This is a genomic window from Bradyrhizobium sp. dw_78 (assembly GCF_018449525.1).
Lineage (GTDB): Bacteria > Pseudomonadota > Alphaproteobacteria > Rhizobiales > Xanthobacteraceae > Bradyrhizobium.
Genome location: NZ_JAAVUS010000003.1, coordinates 411476 through 437862, shown reverse-complemented (window position 1 = coordinate 437862; position 26387 = coordinate 411476). Strand labels below are relative to the sequence as shown.

The following is a 26387-nucleotide window of genomic DNA, read 5'->3' as shown; positions in this document are numbered from 1 at the left end:
CTCGACCGGCGAGGCGAACCGGCAACCGGTCTATTGCTTATAGGTCACGCGCGAGGCGTCCAGCTTGCGAAGCGAATCGGGAAAGATCACCTTCGAGAAGTCAGGCATCGCCGCTCCGGGCGGGTGGTTGCCGCTCTCAAGCCGCCAACTTGAATGGGCTTCCAGCGCGTCAAGCTGCTTTGGTCCGATCGCAACATGGTAGACGTAGTCGTTCCAGATTGGCGAAAGGTCTTCCTCTTTCAAGCCGACGACTTTTGCGACGATCGCCATCGCCTCTTCCGGATGCGCCTTCATCCAGGTTTCGGCTTCAATGATCGAAGCCAGGAACTTCTCGGTCAAGGCAGGATTGGACGAAAGGCCGGCCTGCATCACCACGATATTGAAGGTCTCCGAATAGATTCCCTTGGTATCGAGTTCGGCAACTTCCGCACCAAGCGCTTTTTTCGCGTTGGCGACATTGGGCTCCCAGGTATCGAACGCATCGATGCTCCCAGCCGCCAATGCGGCCAGCATCTCCTGGGGACGAAGATTGACAAGCGTCACGTCGCTCGCCGAGAGCCCCGCCGCCTTGAGAAGCGCCGAGGTGTAGACTTCGCTACCGGTTCCGGCCGTGAACGCGATCTTCTTTCCCTTCAGGTCGGCCTTCGTCTTCAATCCCGCCTTGACGCTGACGAGCGTCTTCAGATCGGAATATTCCATGCCCGCGACGAAGGCGATCGGCTGTCCGCTCATGGCCGCCGCGGTCACCGGCGCTTCCGCAGTCGTGGCGATATCGGCGCCACCACCGATAAGCGTATCCAGGCACTGCTTGCCGGTCGTGAAATTGCTGACCTCGATGTCGAGCCCGTGTTTTTCGAAAAAGCCTTCCGCCTTGGCGATAATCGTGATGCCGGATATCGGGCTGAGATTTTGAGCGAGCCGCGCCTTCATCAACTCGGCTTTAGTCGGCCCAAGAGAAACAAGGAGGACGGCCAAGCCCGCCATGACGACTCGGAGGATAGACATCCCAATTCTCCTGATCTTCAGTGATCCAAAACCACGCCTTGAAGCGATCTTAGCAAGCGATGTGCCAATCGCTTTCAACGGTCCCCGAGCATGTTTCCAGCCGACAAACAACGCTGAGCATTGACGTGCGAAGCCCGGCACCGTCGCGTTGGCAATGGCAATAAATGGCAGACCGGCCGCGAGCTGCATCGAAATCATGCAGTCGCTGGAGAAATTGTCCCCTCGACCGCTCCGATCTTCCGGCGTTTGCAATTTATAGCCCAGGCGCCGCCCACCTTTATTCGAATTCCGCCGCTGCATTTCTCTGATATCCACCTGCAACCGTGCAGCAGAACGCGCTTTCGTTCACCGTTGGCACCGGTCTTGCTCATTTGTACTACATCGCGGCTTGCCATCATCCTTCGATCGCGGAGACAGCTTTGAAAAACGAAATTGATCTCTCTCTCGAGACTCTGCGGAAAACCTATGCTAGTGGCGCCGGCATCCGGGATATTATTTCGCGCGCGACAACCCGAATCGCGGAAGCCTCGAACACGAATGCGTGGATCCATGTCGAATCGCGAACCCGGCTGATGGAGCGGTGCGACGCGATCGAGTTACGCCGCTCGCGGGGAGAAGCGTTTCCGCTCTACGGCATTCCGTTCGGGGTCAAGGACAACATCGATGTCGCGGGGATGCCGACGACAGCGGCTTGTCCCGGCTTTAAATATACTCCCGACCAGTCCGCACATGCTGTTCAGTTGCTGCTCGATGCCGGCGGCATTTGCATGGGCAAGACCAACCTCGATCAATTCGCAACCGGCCTGTCCGGTGCGCGATCCGCCTATGGCACCTGTGCGAGCGTTGCAAACCCGCTCTACGTCTCCGGAGGGTCAAGCTCGGGATCGGCGGTTGCCGTCGCGGCGAAACACGTCTCGTTCGCGCTCGGGACGGACACTGGCGGCTCGGGAAGGATCCCCGCGGGCTTCAACGGCATCGTCGGAATCAAGCCCAGCATCGGGCGCGTGTCGACGCGAGGCCTGGTGCCAAATTGCCGATCCCTCGATTGTGTATCGATATTCTCGGACAGCGTTTCGGAAGGGATGGAGATCCTGCGGATCATCGACGGCTTTGATATCGACGATCCCTATTGCCGAAACGCGCCAGCCCGCACAACCGATGTCCGGCCCGTGGACGGTCAGCGATTCACCTTCGGACGGCTTGGAAAGTGTGACCTGAAATTCTTCGGCATGGATGAAGGCCTATCGATTTACGAAGAAGCCTGCGACAGCCTTGCAGACATCGGCGGCGAGCCGGTGGAAATAGACTTCGCTCCGTTTGCGGAGGCGGGACAGCTTTTGTTCAGCGGCCCGTGGATCGCCGAACGGCGTTCAGCACTCGGCCCTTTCGCATCGAAACATCCGGATGCGCTGCTCGACGTGATCCATCAGGTGCTGAAAGTCGCCGACAATTTTTCGGCGGCGCAGGTATTCGACAGCATGAACCGTCTGGCCTCGTTGAAACGCGGAGCCGAAAAGCTGTTCTCGTCGATCTCGGCGATGGTGGTGCCGACGGCAGCCCGCGCTTACACGATCGAACAAATGGAAGAAAATCCCATCGAGTTCAACAATCGTCTGGGCCACTATTCTTATTTCGCCAACCTGCTGGAGCTTTGTGCGATCGCCGTTCCAAGCGGGATCCTTTCCTGCGGCGTGCCCATGGGCGTCACATTGCTCGCGCCGGCCTGGTCCGACGAACGGCTTGGTTCGCTTGCATCGAGATTCGAGGCCGAGGTGCGGAAAAGCGACGCCCACCCGCAAGGCAGGGCTCGGCGCAGACGCTCGGCAGCTATTTGAGGCCGGACAAGCCAAGGGCAGGAAGATCGCGAACGACAATAAGCCCGCGATTATAGCGAAGAATATCGCGATCCTGCAGCCGCGCGAATTGAGTCGTGACCCATTGACGCGTCGATCCGATCAGGCTCGCCAACTCGGCATGGGTGAAGGACGCCGCGATCATGATTCCGTCATCGCCCTTCATGCCGTAAACGGTCGCGAGAAAGGCCAGCAGGCGTTCAAGCCGTTCCGTCGCGGAGCGTGTTCCCATCATTTGTGCCATGGCTGAGTAGCACCGCGCCTTGAACGCGAGCGCATCGAGCATCGCTACCGCGATCGGCGCATGTTCCAACGTCAGCTTTCTGAGGGCCGGTCCGGGCAGGAAAGTGGCCGAGGTCCTTTGGGTAGCGGAAGAGCACCACATATGCGTGCCGCCGCCCAGGATATCCGGACCACCGACAAAATTATCCGGAAACCAATAGGCCAGCGTAACCTCTCGCCCGGAGGGGGCAAGATAGAATGTCCGGACTCTGCCGGAATTGATGAGATAGATACCCTCGTGGACGTCGCCCTGGCGCCATACCGGCTGGTCGGCCTCGAACACGACCTCCCGGCCGATATCGCGTACGCGCCGACGATCCGCCTCGTTCAGCCCACCGAGGAGTTTAGGCGTATTCCGGACAAGTCCTTCGGACTCCACCAGCATGATGCCGGCGGCGCTTTCGCTTTCCGCATTGCTCACAACGAGCCTGCCTTCGTCGCCGGGACTGCCGTCTGCCATGACCAAGGCTACCATGTCGTCCAGATTCCGGCGTTGAAAAATTCGTTCGAAAACCATCTCATCGCATAAGGTTCCAGCACGCCGCCGGTCTGCAGCCTCCGAACGGGGGTATGATATCAAAGGACGGTTTGAAAAGGGGCGCACCAGCTTTGGGAACTGCCGCCATGCCGCGCCGGCCTACACAGCATGATCCTGTTCTGATAACCAATGGGTGTCATTCGACAGCCATCCGGCTTCGATCCAAATTCACGGGAAACCGAGTATCTATGACTGGCGTCATCCGGACAAAGCGCCCCCCGCAATGAACAGGCCGGCCGATGCCCCCGTGAATTGGCAAATGGCGACCGAATATCCGAGCAGCAATATTTCGGGATTGGGTCTGGCCACATTCGGCGGGCTGGTGTCTTCACGCACCGAAGGTTTGGTGACGACAACCAATGCCTTCGATAACGAACTCGGAATCAGTTCGGGGGAGATGCTGCGCGCGGCGGGCGAGCGGCGCATCACCGGCGGCGACGCCTTCGCCGGGCCGCTCGAGGCATCCGACACCGTGTTCGGCCTTGCGTCGCTGCCGTTTGTCGCACAATCGATCGATGCCGCGAAGACGATCAACACGAAGGCGCGTCCGTTCTATGAGAGGGCGCTGCAAACACGGGGGCTCAAGCTTCTTTATATGACCATATGGCCCTCGACCGGCCTGTGGTCGGATCGGGCCCTCGATAACGCCGACGATCTTCGCGCGGCAACGATACGAACCTTTGACTACAACTCGGCCGAGGTCATGCGGGTGATGGGCGCGAAGGCCGAATATCTTCCATTCAATGAGGCGCTCGCCGGGGTAAAGGACCGCAAGCTGAATGCGATCCTCACCTCCGGCGACGGAGGCGCCGAAAAAGGGCTCTGGCGCTACCTGCCGCACTTCACTCCGATCAACTACGCCGTTCCCATCTCGCTCGCCTTCGTCCGCATGGACGCTTTCGAAATGCTTCCGGCGGAGGTTCAGGACCAGGTCACGATGGCCGCGGCTGAAACGGAAAAGCGTCAGTTCGAGGCTCTCGCCAACCGGATGTCCGAGAACCTCGCACAGATGCGATTAAATGGCGTGAATATCCGAGCCCCGGTCGACCCGTCGATTATCGCAGCACTTCGCGACGCGGCGAAAGCGCCGATCGCCGCCTGGCGGGCCAGAGTCCCGGCCGAGGCGGCGGCGATCGTGGAGTGAATTTGACCGCGTTCTGGAGAGGCGGGCCTATAGCGTTTTCGAGCGAAGTGGCGTCCGGTTCGCGTGAAGAAAACGCGTCAAACCAAAATATGGGGGCCCGGCTCTGATTCAATCAGAACCGGTAAGGCTCTAAGACGACGGCAGAAGCCGCTCGTCGGGCGGTGCGATCTCTGTGACGAGATCACGGATCAGCTTCTTCTTCGGAAGCGGCGCGAGCGTGGTCACACCTTCCTTAAGGCGCACGGTGCAGGCGTAGTCCACCTTGCCGTCGATCAGCATCATGCATTCCTTGCAGGCGTTGGCATTGATGCAGGAAAAGCGAAACGCCAGCGACGGGTCGATATCCCTTCGCAGCACCCGCAGACCATCAAGCACCGACTGGCCGGGCTCGAAGGCCACTTCCAGCGTCTCGGTGTGCGAGGCCTCGCCGGGCGATCCACGCTGAATGGCAAGCGTTGCCTTCATGCGGCGCCCCTTCCCGTCACCGGCGCACTTCGGCTGAGTTCGAGCCTTCCATCCGAGAGACTGACAAGCTGATTGACGGCCCAGCTGTCATCGAGGCCCGGGTAATCCTCGCGCTGGTGCGCGCCACGGCTCTCAGTGCGGGCAAGCGCCGGCAGCACGACAGATTGCGCCACCAGCAACATGTTGCGAAGGTCGAGCCAGTCGACCAGGACGGGATCGAACCCGTCGGCAGACGAAAGCGGCGTCTCGCCGATATCCCTGGTCAGTCGCGCCAGCGCGTCGGCGGCGATGCGGAGGTTTTCGTCGGTGCGGAACGGGCCAGCCTTCTCGGCCATCAGCGCTTGAAGCTCGACGATCATGGCCGCGGTATTCGGAGCATCCCGCCGCGTGGCGCTGTTCACCAGATCGACCGCGGGACGCGCGGCCTCCGCCGACCATGCGACCGCGCCATTCGACGCACGAAGCGCGGCATGACGGCCGGCGCGCGCGCCAAACACCAAAGCCTCGGTGATCGCATTGCCGGAAAGCCGGTTGGCGCCGTTGGCGCCGCCCACCGCTTCGCCACAGGCATAAAGTCCCGCAATCTTCGTCTGGAGCGCATCATCCACCCGGATGCCGCCCATATGATAATGCGCGATCGGCGCCACCTCCACCGGCTGACGGGCGAGATCGATCCCGTTGGCGGCCAGCCGGTCGACGACCGGACCGAAGGCCCGGCGAATGTCCGCCTCGGGGATATGCTGGAAGCTCAGATAGGCGCCGCCCGCCGGGCTGCCGCGTCCGGCCTCGACCTCCTTCGAGATGGCATAGGTCGCGAGATCGCGCGTCAGCACGTAATTGCCGTCGCTGCGCGTATCAGCGCTGGCATAGCCCTCCTCGAATTCCTGCATCTCTGAATTCAGCAGCTTGCCGCCGAGCTTGTAGCGAAACGGGTCCCACATGATCGGGTCCATGCCGACAAGCCGGGGTGCGAGATGACCGATCGGAAAGAACTGCACGAACTCCATATCGATGAGTTCGGCGCCGGCGCGAAGCGCAAGCGCGTAGCCGTCGCCCCCCATGTTCGATGACGCGCTGTTGCGCCGGTAGAGCCGCGTCAACCCACCGGTTGCGATCACGACCGACCTCGCGGCGATCGTCACTATGCGTCCGGTCGGGACATGCAGCGCGACCGCACCGCAGGCTTCGCCGTCGCGGACGGCAATATCGACGATCGCAAGATCGCCAATGCGGCGGATCCCGCTCACGCCGTTGAGCTGCGTGCGCAAGGTCCGGGAAACCGCGGGACCGGTCGACAGAAAGTCCACATAGACACAGCGCGGCCGATCGTGGCCCGGCGCCTGCGCCTGCTTGATATGACCGTCCTCGCGCGCCCAGCCGACCTTCCAGTCATCCATCTCGCGGATGCGTCGCGGCCCGTCCTCGCATAATATCGCCGCCAGACGCTCGTCGCACAGGCCGCGTCCGGCCGTGAGCGTATCGGCAAGATGATATTCCCAGTGATCGGGCGTCTGCTCGCCGAGCGCGACCGCAACCGTCATCTGCGCCATGACGGTCGCCCCGCCGCGACCGATCAGGCTGCGGTCGGCGAGGATAACCGAGGCACCGGCGCGGTCCGCCTCGAGCGCGGCATACATGCCGGCGCCGCCGGCGCCAATCACCAGAACATCGGTCTCAAGGTGCATTCGCTGTCCCCAGTTGCGCTCTCCTCTACGCGGGCGCCTCCGATCGCTTCAGTTCGTCTTCAAGGTCGTAGCCGTCCAGCATCTGACTCACGAGCTCGCGGGCCGCGCCCCAGTCATACGTCCGGAACGAGTGCCCCTTGGTAACAAAGGTCGCGCCGGAATAGAACATCTCATATTGCTGGTGGCGGGATGCAAACTCCGATCCTACCGCATCCCAGGCCAGCTTGTAGAACTTCACCTTGTCGGTTGCGTTCGCCGCTGGCGACTGCTGGGTCCGTCCGATCAGTGCTGCAATCTGCGGGTTGTTGAAATCGTCGACCGACGACGGCAACATGATCATACCGCCGCCGGCGAGGTCGCGCAGCGTATTCAGTATCTTCGGATAAAGCTGCTGCGTCAGCGTGAGCGCCGCGTAGAGCATGTGCCGGTCGGGTATGAAATAGCGGCCATAATTCGTGCCCTTGGCTTCCATGCCGGCGACGAAGGCGTCGACCATCCCGACCTCCGCGGCCAGTTGGCCCAACGTCTCGCGCACCTGCGGGAAGCCGACGATGCCGTTGATCTCGGCGATCCGCTGGGCGATCCCCGCCAGAAAACGGACCTTGACGGACAGGCGCACCATCGCCTGGTAATTCTGATAGACATGAGCCGGGGTCGCATGAAACTGCTTCTGGCACATTTCGAGATTCTTGAAGATGAAGATGCGATCCCAGGGCACCTTGACGTCGTCGAAATAAATCACCGCGTCATTCTCATCGAAGCGGCTGGACAACGGATTGTCGAATACCGATGGCGAGGCTTCCTCGTACGACTTCCGCGAGAGCAGGGTCAGGCCCTTTGCATTCATCGGGATCGCGAACGACAATGCGTGCGCTTCGTCGCCGGGCTGAAGCGGCTGGATGCTGGTGACAAACACCTCATCCGCCATGATGCCGCCGGTCGCAAGCATCTTGGCGCCGCGAACCGTGATCCCTTCGGCATCCTGATCGACGACGGCAGCTGTCAGAAACGCGTCCTTCTGCTGCGAAGCGCTCTTGGAGCGATCGGCCTGCGGATTGATGATCACATAGGTCAGGTAAAGATCCCGGTCGCGCGCATAGGCATAATAGTCGGCCAGGGCCTTGGCCCGGTCCCGGTCATAAGCCTCAAAGACATCGAGACCCATATACATGCCTGCGATACAGGATGCGACGTGATCCGGCGCGCGCCCCATAAAGCCGCCATGCAGGCCGCCCCACGTCTCAAGCGCACGCCTTCGCTGCACCAGATCGGCGTAGTTCAGCGGCAGCTCCCATATCCGGTTGGCCGGCTCGCCATTGGGCGCGGTGTAGGTCATCAGCGATCGGTTTTCCGGCGCGGACGCGAAATCAAACAGCCGGCCCACCGATGCGATAGATCGCGCGAAGGCCTGGTGCTGCGTCACGTCATCGACGCGTTCGCCATCGATGAAAATCGTGCGCCCATCTCGCAGCCCGGAGATATGCTGTTTGCCAGTTTTCATCATTCTATCTGTCCTTCTTCAATGCAACGAAAACGAATTCAGTAATGGATCGGCAGCGGCCATGCCGGCTGGCGCTGGTCGTGCAGGCTGACATTGTGGTATTTGCCGCGGAAGAACACTAACGGCTCGCCGTCCTCTCGCGCCGTGAACCGGATGACGCGGCCGATGAATATGACGTGGTCGCCGCCGTCGTGGTTGGCATAGGGCTCGCATTCGAAATGAGCGAGTACACCGTGAATCAGCGGCGACTGGGCATGGCCGAGGCTGTGTTCGACATCGCTCCATTTGTCGCCGAGCGATTTCGCGAACTGGTTCGAAAGCGCTTCCTGCTGCCGGCTCAGGATATTCACGGCATATCCGTTCGCAGCCAGCATCGACGGCAGGCTGTAGGCTTTCCGCTCCACGCTGAAAAGCACCAGCGGCGGATCGAGCGACACCGAATTGAACGAACTCATCGTCATGCCGACCGCGGCGCCGGCATCGCCGCGCGCCGTGACGACCGCAACGCCGGTGGCGAACTGGGACAAAGCCCTGCGAAAGGCGTGACGATCAATCAACTCGAAACTCCGGCAACAGCGCCACAGAAAGCCAATTATACCGCATGATTTACCTTTGTAATAAAGGTATCTCGGAGACCCGGTCAAGCCCAAAGACGCGCCTGCCCTGGCGCGCTTTTCGTGTGCCGGGCGGCCGGCAGCCGCGGCCGCCGGCCGCGTCGGCACTGGCCGTAAGCCATTGTAATATATTCGTATTGTTATATTTCAGCCGGGCCGCACACGGCCGGACTGGAAAGCCTGTGGCCGCAGACCTGTACGCTGAATAGTTAAGCAGCGCCGCGTCCCGGCGATTGTCATGGCCGTCACGAACTAGATGCCGAGATAGGCTTCCTGAATCTTCGGATTGCTGCGCAGCACATCCGCCGCGCCCTCGACCGTGATGCGTCCGTTCTCCATCACGTAGCCATAGCTGGCGACCTCAAGCGCGATCTTGGCATTCTGCTCCACCACGAAGACCGACACGCCGAGCCGGTTGATCTTGCGGATCTGGTCGAAAATTTCCAGCACCACCAGCGGCGCGATGCCAAGCGAGGGCTCATCCAGCAGCAGCAAGGACGGCTTCGCCATCAGCCCGCGGCCGATCGCAAGCATCTGCTGTTCGCCGCCGGACAAGGTGCGCGCCACCTGGGCCTTGCGCTCGGCCAGACGGGGAAAGATCTCGAACACCAGTTCCAGGCTTTCCCGGATCTCCTTCTGGTCATTGCGCGTATAGGCGCCCAGCATCAGATTTTCCAGGATCGTCATGCTGAGAAACAGTTCACGCTGTTCCGCCACAAGCGACAACCCCTGCCGCACGATCCGGTGCGCCGGGAGCGCGTCGCATCGCCGGTTGCGGAACGTCACCTGCCCGGACCACGGCCGCATCAATCCCGCAATCGTATTCAGCGCGGTGGTCTTGCCGGCGCCGTTGGCGCCGAGCAGCGTCACGATCGCGCCTTCCGGCACCGAAAGCGTGACGTCGTTGAGAACCTGCACCAGGCCGTAACCGGCATTGAGATGTTCGACTTCCAGCATCCTAATGCCCCAGATAGGCGGCGATCACGGCCGGATTCGACTGCACGTCCTTTGGCGTTCCTTCGGCGATCTTCTGGCCGAAATTGACCACCGTGATCCGGTCAGACACGCCCATCACCACCGGCATAACGTGGTCCACCAGCAATATCGCGATCTTGAGCTTGTCGCGAAGCATCAGCAGCGTCGCGTTCATTTCCTCGATCTCGGATGCGCGCAGTCCCGCCGCGGGCTCGTCGAGCAACAGCATCTTGGGATTGGCGGCGAGCGCGCGCGCCAGCTCCAGCCTGCGCATCTTGGCCAGCGGAAGCGCGCGGGCCGCCGTTCCACGTTGATCCGTCAGATTCACGATATCGAGCAATTCAGCGACCTTTTCGCTGATTTTCGCTTCGGTCGCCCGGCAGCGCCGCGACGCCAGGATCGCGGATACGATTCCATATTCCGCCGTGCTGTGCATCCCGACCCGAACGTTGTCCGCCACGGTCATCTCACCGAAAAGCTCGGTGTTCTGGAAGGTCCGGGTGAGCCCGCGGCGGCAGATCTGATTGGGCGGGACCCCGGCCAGGGGCAGGCCGTCAAAATAGATCGCTCCTTCTGTCGGCGCATACACGCCGGTCACCGTATTGATGATCGTGGTCTTTCCCGCGCCGTTCGGCCCGATCAGGCTGTGAATCATGCCCTCCTGCACGTCGATACTGACGTTGTTGACGGCAACCAGCCCGCCGAAGCGGACGGTGACGTCGCAGAGCGACAGCAATCCGCTCACGAAACGGCCTCCCGCGACTTGAACCAGCGATGACGCGAGACGAGATCTCCCAGCCCGGAGGGCGCGACCATGATAATCCCGAGCAACAGCACGGCGAAGATCAACCCCATGTAGGTTTTGAAGGCGCCGAGCAAATCGGGCAGCAACACGAAAATCGCGGCCCCGATGATGGCCCCGGACAGCCGGCCAAGCCCCCCGATCACCATGACCGACAGATACGACACGCCGGTCAGGACCGTAAACTGAACCGGATCGAGATAGGTGGTCTGGAGCGATTGCAGCGCGCCGCCCAGCGCCGCGAGCCCGGCGCTCAGCCCGAACGCGACGGCCTTGGCGCGGCGAACGTCGACGCCCAGGCTCAGCGACGCCACCTCGCTCTGGCGAAGTGCGCTGAAGGCGCGGCCCCAACGCGACCGGATCAGGTTGAAAACACCCCACAACACGATCAGCGCCGAAATCATGGAGAGATAATAAAGCTGCGTCGGCGAGGTGAGCGAATATCCGAAAAACACAAAGGGCTCGACGGCGTGCCCCACCGCGCCGCCCGTCAGATCGGCAAGGTTCAGAATTCCGAGGTTGACGATCCCGGCGAATGCCAGCGTCACCAATGCCAGATAGTGGCCTTCCACGCGCAGCGACGCCACACCGAGGCCGTAACCGATGAAGGCCGTGATCACGGTCGCGACCGGGATCGTCACCCACATCGGGACTCCCGCATAGGACGACATCAATGAAGCGCCATAGGCCCCGAAAGCGCAGAACGCCGCCTGCGCCAGCGTGATCTGCCCCGCAAGCCCGGTGACGATGCTGAGGCCCGAGGTGATGATGGACGTCGTCGCGATCAGCGTGATCAGGACAATGGCATGCACGGAGAGAAATGCCGGTCCGGCCGCCAGCGCGGCGAGACAGGCGATCAACAAGGCAAGCATCAGGCGCTTGTCCATCGTCAAACCTTCTTTATCTGGCGTTTTCCGAGCAGCCCCTGCGGCATGAAGATCACCATGGCGATCAGCGCGCCGTAAGCGACCATGTCTTTCGTCGCGGTGGAAATATAATATCCTGCCGCGGTCTCGATCAGCCCGAGCAGGACCCCGCCGACGATCGCGCCGGGCAGGCTGACGAAACCGCCCAAAATAGCCGCGCAAAATCCCTTGATCGCGATCAATCCCATGTCCGGCGACAGCGTCAGCACCGGCGCCATCAATAACGCGGCAACTGCGGCCAGCACCGATGCCAGGACCCAGATCGCCGCCGACACCTGCTTCACCGAAATCCCGACGATCGAGGCCCCTCGCGGGCTCTCGCACGCCGCGAGAATCGCGTGCCCATATCGCGACAGCCGGAAGAACAGGAACAGCAGCGCCGCGATCGCGATGGAAACCGTCACCACCACGATGTTCGCCGTGGTGATGAACACACCATGCACGTCATAGACTTTATTCGCGACAATTGCCGGAAACGGCCACGGGTCCGGCCCCATGAAGGCCCGCAGCCCTTCGCGTATTCCAAGACCGATGGCCAGCGTCGCGATGATCTGCACGATCAGGGGCGTCCGGCGTAGGGGGCCGAGAATGCCGAGATAGATGGCCAGTCCGAACAAGGCCGACAGCACGATCGACACCAGGCAGGCAAGCCAGAACGGGACGTGGAAAATGACCTGCAACACGACCACGATATAGGCCGACAGCGTAATCTGCTCGCCATAGCCGAAATGGACGACATTGGTGCCGTTATGGATGAGCACAATGCCGAGCGCGACCAGCCCGTACATCATGCCGGCCGGCACCCCGTTCGCAACGATCTGAAGAATATCCATAAGGGCGGGCGTCTCGGCGCTGGCAGCTTAAACGATGAAACATCAAGATAGCGCCGTCAGTTCGACGCCATTCCCTGATCTTGAACCTTATCGGCTCTGATTGAATCAGAACCGGGCCCTGCTATTTTGGTTTGGCGCGGTTCTTCACGCGAACCGGAATCCACTTCCGCCCGAAGCCGCTGTAACGTCCTATTTCGCGTCGATTGCGCCGGGCAATATCTCACGCGTCAATTCGGGGGTGATGATCGCGATCCGCATTTGCGAATTGCCTTCGTGGCGGGTCGGCGAGAGATAGGTCGGCATGGTCACGCCGGAGCTGTAACCATCGAAGGTTTCGAGCGCCGCCATGAAATTCTCGCGCGTGACGTCCTTGCCGGCGCGTCGCAGAGCTTCAATCACATTCTTCGCTGCGCCGTAGCCGGTCACGTCGCTTGTCGCCGGGCGACCCTGTCGCGCAAGATCGGGATAGCGCTTCTGAAACGCGGCGCGAAAATCCGCCATTGGCTTGTCATCGGATTCCGGGAGATCGCCCACCGCCACGAATTTGACGCCGATACCGACCTTTCCGACCATTTCGGGATAGTTCTGGTTCGAGGTGGCGGAAGAGCCGATGATTTCAGACTTGATACCCAGCTCGCGGATTTGCCGGGTCGCGATGGCGCTCGGGGCCGGATAACCATAAATGACGATCGCCTGCGGGTCGGCGCCGCGCAAGTGCAGGACCTGCGATGTCAGGTCGGTGTCAGAGGCATTGAAGGTCTCGACTGCAACGGGGGCCTTGCCCAATTCCTTCAACCGGTCGGTAATCGCGCCGGCTCCGGTCGCACCGTACTGGTCCGACTGCCGCATGATCGCCACGCGATCGAGCTTCAATATCTGAACGAGATAGTCCGCAATGGCGCGGCCCTGCATGCGGTCGTTCAGCGTGCCGGTCCGGAACACGTTCTTGATCAGCGGCTCCGTCATGTCCGGCGAGGAAAAGCTCGGAATGATGACCGGCACGCCGGAACTCGCGAGCACGCTCTTCATGGGAACCCCGACCGCGCTGGCGCTGGGGCCGATCACCGCGAAAACCTGCTCGGTCTGCACCAGCTTGTTGAAGCCGGCGATTCCCTTCGGCGCCGAGGATTCATCGTCGATGGAAACCCACTCGAACTTGCGACCGTTGATGCCGCCGGCCTCGTTCTGCTGTTCGAAAGCAAGAACGGCGCCTGCGAGGTTGCCCGAACCCCAGATCGCCGCCGGCCCGGTGAGGCTTCCGATGAAGCCGATCTTGATCGACGTCGGGGTTATGCCGGTGCTGTCGGCATAAGCCGGCAGCGCCGTGGCCAGCGCGAGCGAGCCCGCCAGGGCAGTTTTGAGGAACGTCCGGAGATTCATTTCGAACTCCCTTGCATGGCGATATGGCCGCTGCACAACTTGTGAAACATCACTGTCACTTTAGCCATGCCCCCGCTCTCGTTGTCAAGACATGGGCCGGCCGGGAAGGTCCCTTGAGAGAAGTTTAGGCATAAAGCCCAAAACATGACCTCTTATTGATCGAGAGAGCAGCGCCGATCCATCCACCAGCGCCGCCACGCGGACCGGGACGGCGATGGACCATCGTCATTCCATGTTCCGCAGTTTCAACCGGCTGGCCTTTTTCTCGAGGAATTCGTTCAGCCGCTGCCGGGCCTCGGGCGGCCTTGTCATGGACGTATTGAGGTATTCCATGAATAATCCGTCGTCATGCGACAGCTCGCCGATCCGCGGCAGGACATTGGTGATCTGCCAGTTCGTCTGGGGCGTATTCATGGCGATCTTGCCGGCGATTTCCCGCGCTTTGGCGAGCGCCTGGCCCGGCGGCACCACATATTGAGCGAGATGCACCTGCCGGGCTTCTTCCGCATTCAGGATCCGGCCGGTCAGCATCATGTCCGCCATCACCGTATAGCCGACGATACGCTGGATTCGCACCGAGCCGCCGCCGCCGACGAAGATGCCCCGCTGCCCTTCCGGCAATCCAAACTCGGTCGTTTCATCCGCCACACGAAGATGCGCCGCCGCGGCAAGCTCGAGACCGCCGCCAATTGTCGCACCATGCAGCGCCGCCACGAATGGGACGGTGCCGCGGGCGATGAGGTCAAACGCGGTGTGCCAGATATATCGCTTTCGCTTGCGCGGATATGGCGCATCGGGGCGAAGCCGTTCGGCAAGCTGGGCCAGGTCGAGGCCGGAAGAGAAGTTCGGCCCGTGACCGAAAAGAATGCCGACGTCAGCTTCATCGCCGGCGCGGGTGACGGCCTCGCTCAGCGCACGCAGGAGATCATCGTTGATGGCGTTGCGCTTGTCCGGCCGGTTCAGGCCGATAAGCGCAATATTGTCCTCGAGCTCGTAAGTGACCAGATCAGAAGTCATTCCGGATCCATCCTGAAACCACGCCAGACCGGAACGGTCCACGTACACCGCTTCCCGCGCCAATGCACATCGCAGCTTGTCGCGAACGCTAGGCGGCCTCAAACACCGGAGCTATACTTAAATTCGAAAAGGAGCTGTCCGTTTTTGACGTGGGACGATGATGAACGAAGCCTTTGACGTCAACGCCATGCTCCTGTTCGCGGAAGTCGTCCGCGCCGGCTCGCTCACCCGCGCCAGCGAAATTACAGGCCTCTCCAAGGCAACCATCAGCCGCAAGCTGGCTCTGCTCGAAAAGAACATCGGCGCCTTGCTGCTGAAGAAGAATTCGCGTGGCCTTGCGCCGACGCCGATCGGCACGCGGCTCATCGATTACGCCCGCCGGGTCGATGCGGAAATTAAGGAAGCCATCCTCGAAGTCGACGAATTGCAGTCCGGTCTGAGCGGCACGCTCCGCGTCAGCATCCCCATGGAATTCGGCAATGCCTGGCTCGGCAAGGCGGTCGCCGACTTCGCGCTGGCTTATCCGGAAATATCGCTGAACATCTCCATCAACACCGGGGTTGTCGACCTCGTGCGCGAACCGCACGACATCGCGATCATCCTCGGCGGCCTGCCCGACTCCCGCCTCGTTCACCGCCGCCTCACGACGCTCCGGCGCGCCGCCTATGCCTCACCGAAATATCTCGAAACCCACGGCACGCCAAAGGCCCTGGCCGAGCTGGCGGAACACCGCTGCATCGTGACCGAGCTGCAACGAAAGGACGGCGTCTGGACATTCCTCAAGCGCTCGCAGAAACAGCAGATCGAGGTTGCCGCCGCGCACGCGACAGTGGCCAATATCAGCCTGGTCCGGGAACTGGTGCTGAGCGGCGTCGGCATCGGCATCCTCAACGACGTTCTATGCGCCAACGATCTCAAGGCGGGACGCCTGATCCGGGTCTTGCCGGACTGGGAAAGTCCCCCGCTTCGCACCACGGCGATCATGCTGAAGCGCAACCTGATCCCGAAACGCAACCGGCTGTTTCTCGACTTCATGGTGCGCCGGCTGCGTTAGAGCGGACGGCGACGCCAGCTTCTCTCTGGTCACGAAAATCCGGGCGGCGCCACGAACGACTGAATGGCGCTTGCGGCCGCGGCAAAAGCCAGCGTTGTCCGGTCTTCCAGATAAGGCCCGATCACCTGCAAGCCCACGGGCAGCCCGTTCGCATCGAATCCGATCGGGATCGAGGTGACGGGCAGCGAGGGAAGCGTGGAATAACCGGCCCAGAACATCTGGTCGTTGTAGTCGACCAGTCTGCCGTTGACGTTCAGGGTGCGCTCTTCCCGTACCGTCTGCTCGTCAAGCGGGAATGCCGACGACAGCGTGACCGGCGCCAGAAGAATATCGAACTTCTCGAAGAATTCCGCCCAAGCCTGCTTGATGCGCATTCGATTTTGTTCCGCGAAGATGTAGTCGCGATGCCGCTGCGCCTGGGCGCGGCGGAGCTGCGCCTTGTAGCTCATATCCGTCTTCGCAAGGCCTTCCGAGATTTGCACCGCCGTATCGTAAACGGACTCAGGAAGGCTTGCCGCCGCCGAGCCGCGAAGCAGCCTGATGAAGGTCTCATGCGCTTCCCGTTGATCGAAAGCGGGAAAAGTATCGGCCGCGATGTTTGCGCCCGCGCCGCGGAGCAGGCCAGCGAATTCGCGGATACGCGCGCGATAGGGCGCATCGATCGGCGCCACCGCGGAATCCTCGATCAGGGCGACCCGGAAGTCCGGCAATTGCGTGGCGCGCGCCGCCGGCAAATCCAGCGACCAGGCCTTTGCCGCTGGTCCACCGGGACCGGCCACCACATCCATCAACAGCGCAAGGTCCTCGACGCTGCGGGCCATTGGACCGGAGGTCAGCAGGTCATTGTCGAGCCATGCGCCGCGGCGAAGATTATGTTCGGCGGTAACGATGCCGTGGGTTGGCTTGTGTCCGTAGACGCCGCAGAAATGCGACGGAAACCGGATCGATCCCGCGATGTCCGAGCCGAATTCGACGGGACTCAACCCGGCCGCCAAAGCCGCCGCAGCGCCTCCCGAAGATCCGCCGGGCGTCCGCCCATGCGCCCAGGGATTATGGGTCGTGCCATGAATCGCGTTGAAGCTCTGAAAGTCGGCCGAGTTGAACGGGACGTTCGTCTTCCCGAAGATGATCGCGCCCGCACCGATGAGACGGTCGATCACCGCGGCATTCCGCTCCGGCCGCCAATCGCGGTTGGCCGGATCGCCATAGGTGGTCGGCCAGCCGGCGACGTTGTGAACGTCCTTCACCGTCATCGGCAGGCCGTGCAACTTGCCCCAGATCTTGCCCCGGGCACGGTCGGCGTCGGCGGCATCCGCACGGGCGCGTGCCGCGTCGACGTCCAGGTAAATGATGGCGTTGACCGTTGGGTTGAATCTGGCGATGCGCTCCAGCTGGAGTTCCAGAATTTCCCGTGAGGAAACTTCGCGCGATTCCATCAGGCGCAGCAGCTCGGTAGCTGGCGCAAAAGCAAGGTCTGATCTCATTTGAACTCGTTCTCGACTGCGGGTTTGAGGTTAACTTAGAGCGTTTTCGAGCGAAGCCTGCCCCGGACTTGATCCGGGGTGGATACCGGTTCGCGTGAAGAGAACGCGTCAAAACAAGAATCCAGGGCTTCGTCTTCGCGTATGGCTTTCATAGGTTTTCCCCTCGGCCGGTCGGCACCATCGCGCCGCACCTGCCCCTGTCTGATTCGGATGTGGAAATTCGATCGGCTCAGCCGGCCCCCATGGTTTCCACACCCACCAATGTCTCGATGAACGAACGCTCGACGGCCTGCTGGCCATCGGCCGCGTTGAAGATCATTGCCCCGCGATCGAGCACGATCAGCCGGTTGGTGAACTCCATCGCGATATCGACGTGCTGTTCGACCAGCAGAATAGCAATGCCGGATTCCTTTCGGATGCGCTTCAGGGAATCGACGATGAGTTCGACAATGATCGGCGCAAGCCCTTCCATCGGTTCGTCCATGAGCAGAAGCTTGGGATTGCCCATCAGCGCGCGCCCGATACTGAGCATCTGCTGCTCGCCGCCGGACAGCTTCGTCCCGCCGAGACGGCGGCGTTCCTTGAGACGGGGGAAAAGATCGTAAATCCGCTCCAGGCTCCAGACGCTCTGGCCATTCCTGGCCGGCCGGTACGCCACGGTGAGATTTTCCTCCACCGTCAGCGACGGGAAGATTTCCCGCTCCTGCGGAACGAAGCCTATTCCCAGCCCGGCCCGGACATAGGGAGCGAGCGTCTCGATCGATTGGCCGGCAAGTTTGATCGTGCCGCTCCTGACGTCCGCCCGGCCGGCGATCGCCGAGATCAGCGTGGTCTTTCCGACTCCGTTGCGTCCCAGGATCGCCAGCGTCTCGCCCGCCGGAAGCTCGAAACTGATGTTCGAGATCACATGCGTCGCGCCCCAGCCGGCATTGAGCCTGTCGCAGGACAGCAGGACGGCGTCGTTCGGTTGTTGCTCAGCTTGCATGTCAGTGCCGGTGTCCCAGGTAGATATCCCTGACCAGAGTGCTGGCCGCGATCTCCTGCGGCGTTCCTTCGAGCACGATCTCGCCAGCGACGAGAACGCTGATCCGCTCGGCAAACCGCGCGACCAGCTTCATGTCGTGCTCGATGAACAGAACCGACACATTCGACGGCAGCGCTTCGATCAATTCGAACACCAGATGCGAATCCGCCGGCGGCACACCCGCGGCCGGTTCGTCCAGCAGCAGCACAGCCGGCTTGAGCGCCAGCGCGATCGCAATCTCGACCAGCCGCTGCCGGCCGTATGAGAGCTCGGTGATCGGCAACATCGCGCTCTGTTCGAGCTTGAGCTGCTCCAGAATATCGTAGGCGGCCTCGGCGGTTTCGCGTTGCACCCGCCGCCCGCCAAACAGCTTTCCACCGGCGCCGACCTGCTCGGCGACGGCCAGTTGCACATGCTCCAGCACGCTCAATTCACGCAGCAGCGAATTAATCTGGAATGTCCTGGCCAGACCGCGCTTGACGCGCTGGTAGGCTGCGAGCGGCGTGACGTTCTCTTCGTTGACCCAGACCGTGCCGCTGGTCGGCGGAATGCTCCCGGTCAAAAGATTGATGAAGGTGGTTTTGCCGGCGCCATTTGGACCAATCAGCGCCTGGCGAGCCCCCACCTCCAGATAGAAATCGACGCCGGAGACCGTCTTCAGACCGTTGAACGACTTGGTCAGGCCGCTGGTGCGAAGCGCGAACGGCAAGCCTCTTACCGGAGTACGCATGTTACCTCCGCTCGCTCTGCGGCTGCCGCGGGTCCGTTGCGGCAGATTTCCATTTCGACTTCAAGAAGGTTCCGGCTCTGCTGAACAGACCCAACAGCCCATTCGGAGCAAACAACACGACAAGGATCAGGATGATGCCGAGCCAGAACAGCCAGAAGACGGGATCATCCTTGGCCAAGGCGTCCTGCACGATCATATAGGCCGGCGCGCCGATGAAAGCGCCATAAAGCCGTCCCCGGCCTCCGATCACGAGGATGATCAGGACGGTCCCGGCCATACCGAGTCCGAACGCGTCGAGCGACACGAATTGCGTGGTCTGGGCGGACAATGCACCGGCGACACCCGCAAGCCCCGCGCTGATGGTGAAGGCAACCAACTTCCGCTGCCGCACCGGCACGCCGATCGCCTGCATGCGGGCCGGATTCAGCCGAATGCCGACCAGAGAACGCCCGAACGGCGCATGAACCAGGGCGCGAACCGCAACCCACGCCACAAATAGAACGGCGACGCTGTAGATGAACGTCACGTGGCCGAACAAATCGAAATCGAAACGCCCGAATATCGGCGAGGTCGTGATGCCCTGCAAACCATCATGCCCGCCCGTGATCTCGGGAAAGCGGTTGGCGAGTTCGCCGAACAGAAGCGTCAGCGCGAGCCCCAGCATCAGCAATGTCAGACCCGCCGTACGCAGGATAATGGCGCCGGCCGTGATGCCGACCGCCGCAGCCGCAATGCCCGCCATGAGCAATCCCGAGATCGGCTCCTGCCAGCCCGCCAGCGTGAGCAGCCCGGCTGAATAGGCGCCGACACCGAAGAATGCGGTATGCCCGAGAATGATGATACCGGCATACCCCACCACGATGTCGTAGGAGAGCGTGAACAGGATCATGATGACAATTTGCGTCGCGAATGGCAGGTAGGTCGGAAAAAAGAACCAAACCACCACCGCGCAGATCCAGGGCACAAGCTCGGCAGGATGCAACCTGCGAAGCGACATCAACTGCGAAACCGCGATGTCCTTTGCCGATGACATTTATTGCACCTGCAACCGGCCGAACAGGCCCTGCGGCCGGACCAGCAGAACCGCGAACACCGCCACGTAGATGAAGAACGCGCCGAATTGCGGCGCCAGGATTTTACAGGCGCTGTCGCCTATTCCCAGCAACAGCGCCGCCGCGAACGGCCCGCTGACCGTTCCCAATCCGCCGACCGAGACGACGATCAGGAAGTAGGCGAGATTTTCCAACGGATAGCCCGGCGCAACCGAGATCATGTCGGCGCCCAGGCCGCCGCCAATGGCGGCCAGCGCGCTGCCAAACGCAAACACAATCGAAAACAGCACCCCCGTATTGATCCCGATCGACTCAGCCATCGCGCGGTTGTCGACGGTCGCCCTGATCCGAGCTCCGATGCTGGTGCGCTCGATCGACACCAGCAGCCCGACAAAGGTCGCCACGCCACAGCCGATCAGAAACAACCGGTACAGCGGGAATGACCGCCCGCCGATTTCGACACCGCCGCCGAGCGAGGCGGGAATGGTGACACTCATCGGTATCGGGCCATAGATGTACTGCGCGAGGGCCGATGCGACGAAGATGATGCCCATGCTCAGGAGAACCTGGTCGAATTCTCCCGACTTGTAGACATGCACGTATAATAGCCGTTCAAGGACGACACTGACGGCGGCGACGACGACACCCGTGACAATGAGCGCGATACCGAACGGCAGGGAAAACCGTCCCAGCAGTTCGACCAGCAGATAGCCACCCGCCATCGCAAATGCGCCGTGGGCGAGATTTGCGATGCCGAGCAGTCCCATCGTCACGGACAGACCGACCGAGATGACGTAGAGCACCATCGCGTAGGCCGTTCCCGTAAAGAGAATGCTGACCAGAAGCTCGCTCCAGTTCACGAACCATCCTTTATTTGTTTACGGGGCATCAACACAGCTCGGACTTATTCCGGGTTGAATGTCTTCCACGGATCCTTGAGCGGCGGCAACGTTTCCATCGTCACGTTGGTCGGCTTGCCGTCGACGATCTCGACCTTGTTGATCTGGATCGGCAAGACGACATCCCGCGTCGCCGGATCGATCGATACGTCGCCGCGCGGACTATCGGTTCCCTTCCAGTTCGAAAGATATTTAAGGATGGCATCGGAATCGGCGCCGTCACCCAGCTCCTTTGCTGCGCTATAAATCGCCGACATCCCATCCCAACCGGAAACGGCGGTCACGTTCGGCGTCGAGTCCGCGCCGTACTCAGCCCTCCAGGCTTTCACAAACTCCACATTGCCGGGATATTTGTTGCCGACGGTATAGCTTGCGGCCGTGATGACCCCCGCGATGTCCGGCGGCAGGTTTCGCACTTCGTCATCCAGCGCAACGTCGCCAGGGCCGATCAGCTTGGCGCCGGCCGCCTTCAGTCCCGTATCGGTGAATGACTTCGACACCGACGCCATGCGGCCGCCATTCACAAAGGTGAAAACGGCATCCGGCTTGTCGGCCTTGATCCTCTCCATGAAGGGCAGGTAGTCGGTCGTGACCATCGGAGCGCGAACGGCATTGACGAGCTTGCCGCCGTTCTCCTCGAATCCCTTCTTGAAGGCGACTTCCGAATCCACGCCGGCGGCGTAGTCGGCGACAAGACTGTCGGCGGTTTTAATGCCTTGCTTGCCGGCCCAGACACCGATCGAATACGCCGTATGCCACTGGGTGTAGGAGAAGCGCACGAAATATGGCGATGACCGCGTCAGGCTCGACGTCGTTGCGTTCATGAGCACAACCGGAATCTTTGCTTCGGTCGCCAGCTTTGCCAAGGCAAAGCCCTGCGGCGACAGCGCAATCCCGGCAATCACCTTGATATGCTCCCTGACGATCAGTTCCTGCGCGATGCGCCGCGTATTGTCGGGGCTGCCGGCATCGTCCCGGCGGATGACCTGGACCGTGACGCCCGGCGGCAGATCCTTGGCGTGCAGCTTTTCATAAAGCCGCGCACCGCGGTCAAAGCCTTCGCCGAGGGAGGCGAATGGACCGGAGAATGCGCCGATGAAGCCGACCTTGAACGGCTCCGCCGCCTGGACACCCGGGGCCAGAGCGACTTGGAAAAGGGCAAGCAGAGCGACGCTCCCGCCCATCAACATCCGCGATCGATTCATATTAGCTCAAGCTCCTTTGAAGTACTCACACCAAACGCACGCTCTGCCACGGATTGACTATCAATCGATGTCAGCACAGCGGCAACGTAGAAAAAACTCACGAACACACCTTCGCAAAGATCACCTTCACAGAAGATCGCAGGGCGCACTGCCGATTTAGCAGGCCATTTCTGCTCAATTCCATTGCATGGCGCTCCGATCGACGGCATCCACTCCGGCTTTTCTCGGGCGCATGAATAACTGACCATCCGCGCACGGCCATTGTTGATTTTTTTGACGCTTATCGTTCCGAAGGTTCTGTACTACCCGTGCGCTCCGGTTACGCGATTGTTTCGAAACCGCAGCAACCAGGAGTGCGAAATGCCCCACGCCGGACCCGACTCTGCGCTGTTTTACGAAGACAAGGGACGAGGCGATGCGATCCTGTTTATCCCTGGCTTCGGAGGCGTCGGCTCTTTCTGGAATCGGCAGATCCGATATTTCAGCGACCGCTTCCGGGTTATCACGATCGACCAGCGCGGAACAGGAGCCAGCGCCCGTAGCCGGCAGACTTACTCCCTCGACCAGATGACGGATGACGCCAGAACGGTCCTGGATGCAGCGGGCGTCCGATCCACCATCGTCGTCGGCCATTCGACGGGAGGCGCGATCGCTCAGATGTTGGCCGCGAAAATGCCGGACAGGGTATCGCGCATCGTGCTCTCCTCGACATGGTGCAAGCCGGGAAATTACTTCCGGCGCGTGTTCGAATTTCGCCGATCGCTGCTGGAACTGGGCGAAGTCGATCTGTTCCATAAGGCAGGAATTTTCTTCCGCTATCCGCCGGAATATGCCGAACGACACGATCAGGCGTTCGAGGCCGGCGGCGGGCCGCCGGACATCGAAATCACCATCAGTCGGATCAATGCGATCCTGCAATCCGACATGACGTCGCTGATCCCGGACATCCGGGCGCCGACACTGGTCGTGGCGGCTCGCGACGATACGCTGGTGCCGAAATATATGTCGGACGAAGTCGCGCGCAGCATCGCCGGCTCGAAATACGTCGTCCTCAACGAGGGCGGGCACTTTATCCCGGAGACCAGAAGCGACGAATACAACGCCGTTCTCGATGATTTCCTGACCGGTCATTCTGTTTGATGCTCCGACATGGATTTGAACCTCAGAACCCTGCCGCGAACTTCGTCTTGATGAAATCCGCGAAGCCGGCGAACTTCGTCAGCGATATTTTCTCTTTGTCAGCCACAAGATAGAAATCGCGTTCGCGCGAACTGCCGTACTGATCCAGGAACCTGACCAGTTCTCCGCTTTTCAGGTCTTCACTGACCAGAAAGGCCGCCAGCCGAGCTATGCCCAGCCCTTCCCGCGCGGCCCGATACACGGCGCCGCCGAAACTGATGAAGCGCGCCGGCGGCACGATGGTCAATTCTTTTCCATCGACGATGAACTGCCAATGCGGATGGGTGCTGATCGTCAGACAACTATGCGCCTGCAACTCCCTTGGATGTTCAGGCGTACCGAACGTTGCCAGGTAGGATGGCGCCGCGCAGATGATCCAGGGATTTGCCGCGATCTTGATCGAAACCTTGCCTTGATCGGAAGACGGCAGCGATTGGATCGTGAAATCGAATTCGTCGCTCGAACTGAATTCCGACGGCACCATCTCGATGCGCATCTGCCGGTTCACCTCCAGATATTCACCGACCAGCGGCACCAGCCTGCGCTCCAGGAACGCGGCGGGAGCGCTGATACGGAGTTGACCGGCAGGGACCGGTGAAAACGTCTCGAGATTTTGCGTCGCCTCCGATATTGCCGCAAGCAAGGGCTTGATCCGCAGAAAATAGGCCTCCCCCGCCGCAGTCAGCTCCACTTTCCGAGTCGTGCGCGAAAGCAGATGCACGCCGAGGCGATCCTCGAGCTGGGCCACGCGGCGGCTGATCGCAGACGGCGTCAGCCGCAGCCGCCGGGCGGCGCTGGCAAACCCGCCGCTTTCAGCGACAAGGATGAAAACCTCGAGTTCAGACGCCATGTTCGGATGCCGTCCCCGGATATCCGTGGGCGCGCCATATCGGGCTGCCCCCAAACGAGACAAGACCGGACCCGATTAATTCGAAAATGTCAGGAATATAGCCGCCTTTTTGTGCCCTTCCGCCCCACCCGCCGGTCCCGTACACTTTACGCAGCTGCTCTTGCAGATTTCGTGGCTGTGCAGCGGCCGGGAATATGGAGAACGTCGGAATGAGTGAAGCCGTTGGTGAAATCAAGGTGGTGGGCTCGGCAGAAGGCGAGTCGTTCTGGCAGCCGGTGCCCGCGAACGGCTTCGTCCGAAACCTGCTGAATGACAGGGCGGTCAACAGCATTACGAAATTTTCGTTGAGTTCGCAGAGCGTCGCGCCGGGCTGCTTCATCCGTGAACATACCCATAGCGCGAACGAAGAGATCGTGTACGTCGCCTCCGGAACCGGCACCATCAAGCTCGACGGCAGGGACGAAGTCCCGGTTGCCGCCGGGTCTGCGGTTTTTCTCGGCTTCAATCGCAAGCACCAGTGGAACAACACCGGCACCGAGCCGCTGGTTTTGATTTTGTTTTTCTGCCCGGGCGGTCTCGACGACTTCCACAAGGAAATCGGACGACCGAAGAAAGCCGGGGAACCGGCTCCCGCGCCGTTCCCACGGCCGGATAACATCGCCGAGATCGAAGCCCGCACGGTGTTCGGCTGGACCGACCTAAAGCCTGCTATTCCAAAATAAGCTCGCAGCATTTCACGTCCTGCTTGGCGGACGCGAAGGGCACAGGCTGTTCGTCGATTCCGATCGGACCGCGTAACCGGCACCGCAAATCGGTCAGCCGGACAGCGTTGACGCCGTCGATATGGCGCTTGGGGAAGGTCGCTCACATGCCTTTCCTCATGCCGCCGGATCGACGTGCCGCGCGATATTGCCGCGATAGGACAGAATGTGCGTCCGCATCGCGTCCGCCGCGCGGTCCGCATCACCCGCGACCAGGGCTTCGACAATAACCTCGTGTTCGCGATGTACTTTTTTCAGGTGCTCGGCGTCGTTAAGGGATATGAACCAGACCCGCAGCGATCGCTCGTGGAGCGTTCTGAGCAAATCGGACAAGACAATGTTCTTGGCCGACTGGGCCAGCATGCTGTGAAAGTCGCGGTCGAGCATCATCAGGGCTTCGATGTCGCGCGTGTTCCTGGCTTTATCGGCCTTGGCCAGTATGTCGCGCATCACCCCGATTTCCGACTTCGACGCCCGAGCCGCCGCCAGCCGCGCACATTCCATTTCATTGATCATGCGGACCTCGGCCACCTGCATGATCTCCGCGAGATTGACCGGCCGGACGATGATACCCTTGCGTGGAATGATATCCACGAGGCCCTGAAGCTTGAGCTGGTCGATCGCCTGATGCACGGGCGTTCGGCCAAACTTCAGCCGCTCGCTCAGCAGGCTCTCGTTGATATATTCGCCGGGCCGTAGCGCACAGGTGATGATATCGTGCTTGATGGCCTCATAGGCTTGGTCACGCAGGGAAAGCCGACGCACGCCCTCCGCTTTCGCCCTTGCGGTTGCAAGATGAGCAGGACCGCTACGCGGCGCCTTGTCGGGAGCGGACCTTGTCCTTCCTGGCTCTTCCTGCCGTTGACGACGGACCATGATGACCTCTTGAAGGATGCCTGCCGCGCCTTTGCCTCCGGCTGACAAACTCAGACACCGGCTGACCGGAATTCTCGCCCACCAGAGCCGTTTCGATTCTGATGGAAATCAGAACCGAAACTCGACCTTTTGTTTTGACGCGCCTTCTTCACGCGAAGCGGAAGCCACTTCGTTCAAAAAGCGCCATAAATAACCTGGCCAGACCGATGCGACCTGCGGCAACAGCCCATCCGACCGCGTTGCATCGCCCGGA

The 26387-nt window shown here is 61.2% G+C and carries 25 protein-coding genes; 5 read left to right on the top strand and 20 right to left on the bottom strand.

What is annotated here, in order from left to right; translation table 11 throughout:
* Positions 1–30: 30 nt before the first annotated feature.
* Positions 31–1320, bottom strand: a complete 1290-nt coding sequence (locus HB630_RS11105; protein WP_346656074.1) for an NrtA/SsuA/CpmA family ABC transporter substrate-binding protein — start codon at positions 1318–1320, stop codon at positions 31–33.
* A 104-nt stretch (positions 1321–1424) separates the two neighbouring features.
* Here HB630_RS11105 and atzF point away from each other — a divergent pair, with 104 nt between their 5' ends.
* On the top strand, positions 1425–2840 hold the full coding sequence (gene atzF / locus HB630_RS11100) for an allophanate hydrolase (RefSeq protein WP_213772270.1): 1416 nt from the start codon (positions 1425–1427) through the stop codon (positions 2838–2840).
* Here the strand turns inward: atzF and HB630_RS11095 are convergent.
* The gene (locus HB630_RS11095) at positions 2833–3615 is read right to left on the bottom strand and encodes a Crp/Fnr family transcriptional regulator (RefSeq protein WP_249780790.1); all 783 of its coding nucleotides are present in this window, start codon (positions 3613–3615) and stop codon (positions 2833–2835) included. The two genes, atzF and HB630_RS11095, sit on opposite strands and share 8 nt — an antisense overlap.
* Before the next feature lie 322 nt (positions 3616–3937).
* Between HB630_RS11095 and dctP the strand changes: the two genes are divergently transcribed.
* Complete coding sequence (gene dctP / locus HB630_RS11090) at positions 3938–4822, top strand: TRAP transporter substrate-binding protein DctP (RefSeq protein ID WP_249780789.1); 885 nt, start codon at positions 3938–3940, stop codon at positions 4820–4822.
* Between the two features lie 129 nt (positions 4823–4951).
* On the opposite strand, the gene HB630_RS11085 is transcribed toward dctP, so the two are convergent.
* The 10 genes from HB630_RS11085 to HB630_RS11040 all read right to left on the bottom strand — a co-directional run bounded on the left by HB630_RS11085 (position 4952) and on the right by HB630_RS11040 (position 15020).
* Positions 4952–5287 carry a 2Fe-2S iron-sulfur cluster-binding protein gene (locus tag HB630_RS11085; protein WP_213772269.1) on the bottom strand — a complete coding sequence of 112 codons (336 nt, stop codon included), beginning with the start codon at positions 5285–5287 and terminating at the stop codon, positions 4952–4954.
* The gene (locus HB630_RS11080; RefSeq protein ID WP_213772268.1) at positions 5284–6972 is read right to left on the bottom strand and encodes an FAD-binding protein; all 1689 of its coding nucleotides are present in this window, start codon (positions 6970–6972) and stop codon (positions 5284–5286) included. The genes HB630_RS11085 and HB630_RS11080 overlap by 4 nt, the downstream gene beginning before the upstream one ends.
* A gap of 25 nt (positions 6973–6997) precedes the next feature.
* Positions 6998–8476: a 4-hydroxyphenylacetate 3-hydroxylase N-terminal domain-containing protein gene (locus tag HB630_RS11075; RefSeq protein ID WP_213772267.1), complete on the bottom strand. Its 1479-nt coding sequence runs from the start codon at positions 8474–8476 to the stop codon at positions 6998–7000.
* 35 nt (positions 8477–8511) lie between these two features.
* Complete coding sequence (locus HB630_RS11070) at positions 8512–9030, bottom strand: flavin reductase family protein (RefSeq protein ID WP_218626077.1); 519 nt, start codon at positions 9028–9030, stop codon at positions 8512–8514.
* 309 nt (positions 9031–9339) lie between these two features.
* Positions 9340–10044, bottom strand: coding sequence for an ABC transporter ATP-binding protein (locus HB630_RS11065; protein WP_213772266.1), 705 nt, complete (start codon positions 10042–10044; stop codon positions 9340–9342).
* A 1-nt stretch (position 10045) separates the two neighbouring features.
* Positions 10046–10807, bottom strand: coding sequence for an ABC transporter ATP-binding protein (locus HB630_RS11060; protein ID WP_213772265.1), 762 nt, complete (start codon positions 10805–10807; stop codon positions 10046–10048).
* Positions 10804–11751, bottom strand: a complete 948-nt coding sequence (locus HB630_RS11055; protein ID WP_213772264.1) for a branched-chain amino acid ABC transporter permease — start codon at positions 11749–11751, stop codon at positions 10804–10806. Before HB630_RS11055 ends, HB630_RS11060 begins: the two co-directional genes overlap by 4 nt.
* A gap of 2 nt (positions 11752–11753) precedes the next feature.
* Positions 11754–12623 carry a branched-chain amino acid ABC transporter permease gene (locus HB630_RS11050; protein WP_213772263.1) on the bottom strand — a complete coding sequence of 290 codons (870 nt, stop codon included), beginning with the start codon at positions 12621–12623 and terminating at the stop codon, positions 11754–11756.
* Positions 12624–12812: 189 nt separating this feature from the next.
* Positions 12813–14003: an ABC transporter substrate-binding protein gene (locus HB630_RS11045; RefSeq protein WP_213772262.1), complete on the bottom strand. Its 1191-nt coding sequence runs from the start codon at positions 14001–14003 to the stop codon at positions 12813–12815.
* A 225-nt stretch (positions 14004–14228) separates the two neighbouring features.
* Positions 14229–15020, bottom strand: a complete 792-nt coding sequence (locus HB630_RS11040) for a crotonase/enoyl-CoA hydratase family protein (RefSeq protein ID WP_213772261.1) — start codon at positions 15018–15020, stop codon at positions 14229–14231.
* Between the two features lie 160 nt (positions 15021–15180).
* On the opposite strand from HB630_RS11040, the gene HB630_RS11035 reads away from it, so the two are divergent.
* On the top strand, positions 15181–16074 hold the full coding sequence (locus tag HB630_RS11035; protein WP_213772260.1) for a LysR family transcriptional regulator: 894 nt from the start codon (positions 15181–15183) through the stop codon (positions 16072–16074).
* A gap of 29 nt (positions 16075–16103) precedes the next feature.
* Here the strand turns inward: HB630_RS11035 and HB630_RS11030 are convergent, their stop codons facing one another.
* From HB630_RS11030 to HB630_RS11005, 6 genes are all read right to left on the bottom strand, one after another.
* Entirely contained in the window at positions 16104–17558 is a 1455-nt protein-coding gene (locus HB630_RS11030; RefSeq protein ID WP_213772259.1) for an amidase, read from the bottom strand.
* Between the two features lie 229 nt (positions 17559–17787).
* A complete protein-coding gene (locus tag HB630_RS11025) occupies positions 17788–18543 on the bottom strand; it encodes an ABC transporter ATP-binding protein (protein WP_213772258.1) in 756 nt (251 codons plus the stop codon).
* Position 18544: 1 nt separating this feature from the next.
* Positions 18545–19312, bottom strand: a complete 768-nt coding sequence (locus HB630_RS11020; protein ID WP_213772257.1) for an ABC transporter ATP-binding protein — start codon at positions 19310–19312, stop codon at positions 18545–18547.
* Between the two features lies 1 nt (position 19313).
* On the bottom strand, positions 19314–20345 hold the full coding sequence (locus HB630_RS11015) for a branched-chain amino acid ABC transporter permease (protein ID WP_213772256.1): 1032 nt from the start codon (positions 20343–20345) through the stop codon (positions 19314–19316).
* Entirely contained in the window at positions 20346–21224 is an 879-nt protein-coding gene (locus tag HB630_RS11010; protein WP_213772255.1) for a branched-chain amino acid ABC transporter permease, read from the bottom strand. It abuts the gene before it with no gap.
* Positions 21225–21268: 44 nt separating this feature from the next.
* On the bottom strand, positions 21269–22468 hold the full coding sequence (locus HB630_RS11005; protein WP_213772254.1) for an ABC transporter substrate-binding protein: 1200 nt from the start codon (positions 22466–22468) through the stop codon (positions 21269–21271).
* Positions 22469–22828: 360 nt separating this feature from the next.
* Here HB630_RS11005 and HB630_RS11000 point away from each other — a divergent pair, with 360 nt between their 5' ends.
* Positions 22829–23608, top strand: coding sequence for an alpha/beta hydrolase (locus tag HB630_RS11000; protein ID WP_213772253.1), 780 nt, complete (start codon positions 22829–22831; stop codon positions 23606–23608).
* Positions 23609–23630: 22 nt separating this feature from the next.
* Here HB630_RS11000 and HB630_RS10995 read toward each other — a convergent pair whose 3' ends face one another.
* The gene (locus HB630_RS10995; protein ID WP_213772252.1) at positions 23631–24497 is read right to left on the bottom strand and encodes a LysR family transcriptional regulator; all 867 of its coding nucleotides are present in this window, start codon (positions 24495–24497) and stop codon (positions 23631–23633) included.
* Positions 24498–24706: 209 nt separating this feature from the next.
* Here HB630_RS10995 and HB630_RS10990 point away from each other — a divergent pair, with 209 nt between their 5' ends.
* A complete protein-coding gene (locus HB630_RS10990; protein ID WP_213772251.1) occupies positions 24707–25219 on the top strand; it encodes a cupin domain-containing protein in 513 nt (170 codons plus the stop codon).
* A gap of 156 nt (positions 25220–25375) precedes the next feature.
* Here the strand turns inward: HB630_RS10990 and HB630_RS10985 are convergent, their stop codons facing one another.
* A complete protein-coding gene (locus tag HB630_RS10985; protein ID WP_213772250.1) occupies positions 25376–26023 on the bottom strand; it encodes a GntR family transcriptional regulator in 648 nt (215 codons plus the stop codon).
* Between the last annotated feature and the right edge of the window lie 364 nt (positions 26024–26387).

Coding starts and splice junctions, on each gene's coding strand:
- HB630_RS11065 (WP_213772266.1), bottom strand. CDS start 10,044: ATGCTGGAAGTCGAACATCTCAATGCCGGTTACGGCCTGGTGCAGGTT.
- HB630_RS11040 (WP_213772261.1), bottom strand. CDS start 15,020: ATGACTTCTGATCTGGTCACTTACGAGCTCGAGGACAATATTGCGCTT.
- HB630_RS11085 (WP_213772269.1), bottom strand. CDS start 5,287: ATGAAGGCAACGCTTGCCATTCAGCGTGGATCGCCCGGCGAGGCCTCG.
- HB630_RS11030 (WP_213772259.1), bottom strand. CDS start 17,558: ATGAGATCAGACCTTGCTTTTGCGCCAGCTACCGAGCTGCTGCGCCTG.
- dctP (WP_249780789.1), top strand. CDS start 3,938: ATGGCGACCGAATATCCGAGCAGCAATATTTCGGGATTGGGTCTGGCC.
- HB630_RS11045 (WP_213772262.1), bottom strand. CDS start 14,003: ATGAATCTCCGGACGTTCCTCAAAACTGCCCTGGCGGGCTCGCTCGCG.
- HB630_RS10990 (WP_213772251.1), top strand. CDS start 24,707: ATGAGTGAAGCCGTTGGTGAAATCAAGGTGGTGGGCTCGGCAGAAGGC.
- HB630_RS11025 (WP_213772258.1), bottom strand. CDS start 18,543: ATGCAAGCTGAGCAACAACCGAACGACGCCGTCCTGCTGTCCTGCGAC.
- HB630_RS11080 (WP_213772268.1), bottom strand. CDS start 6,972: ATGCACCTTGAGACCGATGTTCTGGTGATTGGCGCCGGCGGCGCCGGC.
- HB630_RS11005 (WP_213772254.1), bottom strand. CDS start 22,468: ATGAATCGATCGCGGATGTTGATGGGCGGGAGCGTCGCTCTGCTTGCC.
- HB630_RS11050 (WP_213772263.1), bottom strand. CDS start 12,623: ATGGATATTCTTCAGATCGTTGCGAACGGGGTGCCGGCCGGCATGATG.
- HB630_RS11000 (WP_213772253.1), top strand. CDS start 22,829: ATGCCCCACGCCGGACCCGACTCTGCGCTGTTTTACGAAGACAAGGGA.
- HB630_RS11035 (WP_213772260.1), top strand. CDS start 15,181: ATGAACGAAGCCTTTGACGTCAACGCCATGCTCCTGTTCGCGGAAGTC.
- HB630_RS11055 (WP_213772264.1), bottom strand. CDS start 11,751: ATGGACAAGCGCCTGATGCTTGCCTTGTTGATCGCCTGTCTCGCCGCG.
- HB630_RS11095 (WP_249780790.1), bottom strand. CDS start 3,615: ATGGTAGCCTTGGTCATGGCAGACGGCAGTCCCGGCGACGAAGGCAGG.
- HB630_RS11015 (WP_213772256.1), bottom strand. CDS start 20,345: ATGTCATCGGCAAAGGACATCGCGGTTTCGCAGTTGATGTCGCTTCGC.
- HB630_RS11020 (WP_213772257.1), bottom strand. CDS start 19,312: ATGCGTACTCCGGTAAGAGGCTTGCCGTTCGCGCTTCGCACCAGCGGC.
- HB630_RS11075 (WP_213772267.1), bottom strand. CDS start 8,476: ATGATGAAAACTGGCAAACAGCATATCTCCGGGCTGCGAGATGGGCGC.
- HB630_RS10995 (WP_213772252.1), bottom strand. CDS start 24,497: ATGGCGTCTGAACTCGAGGTTTTCATCCTTGTCGCTGAAAGCGGCGGG.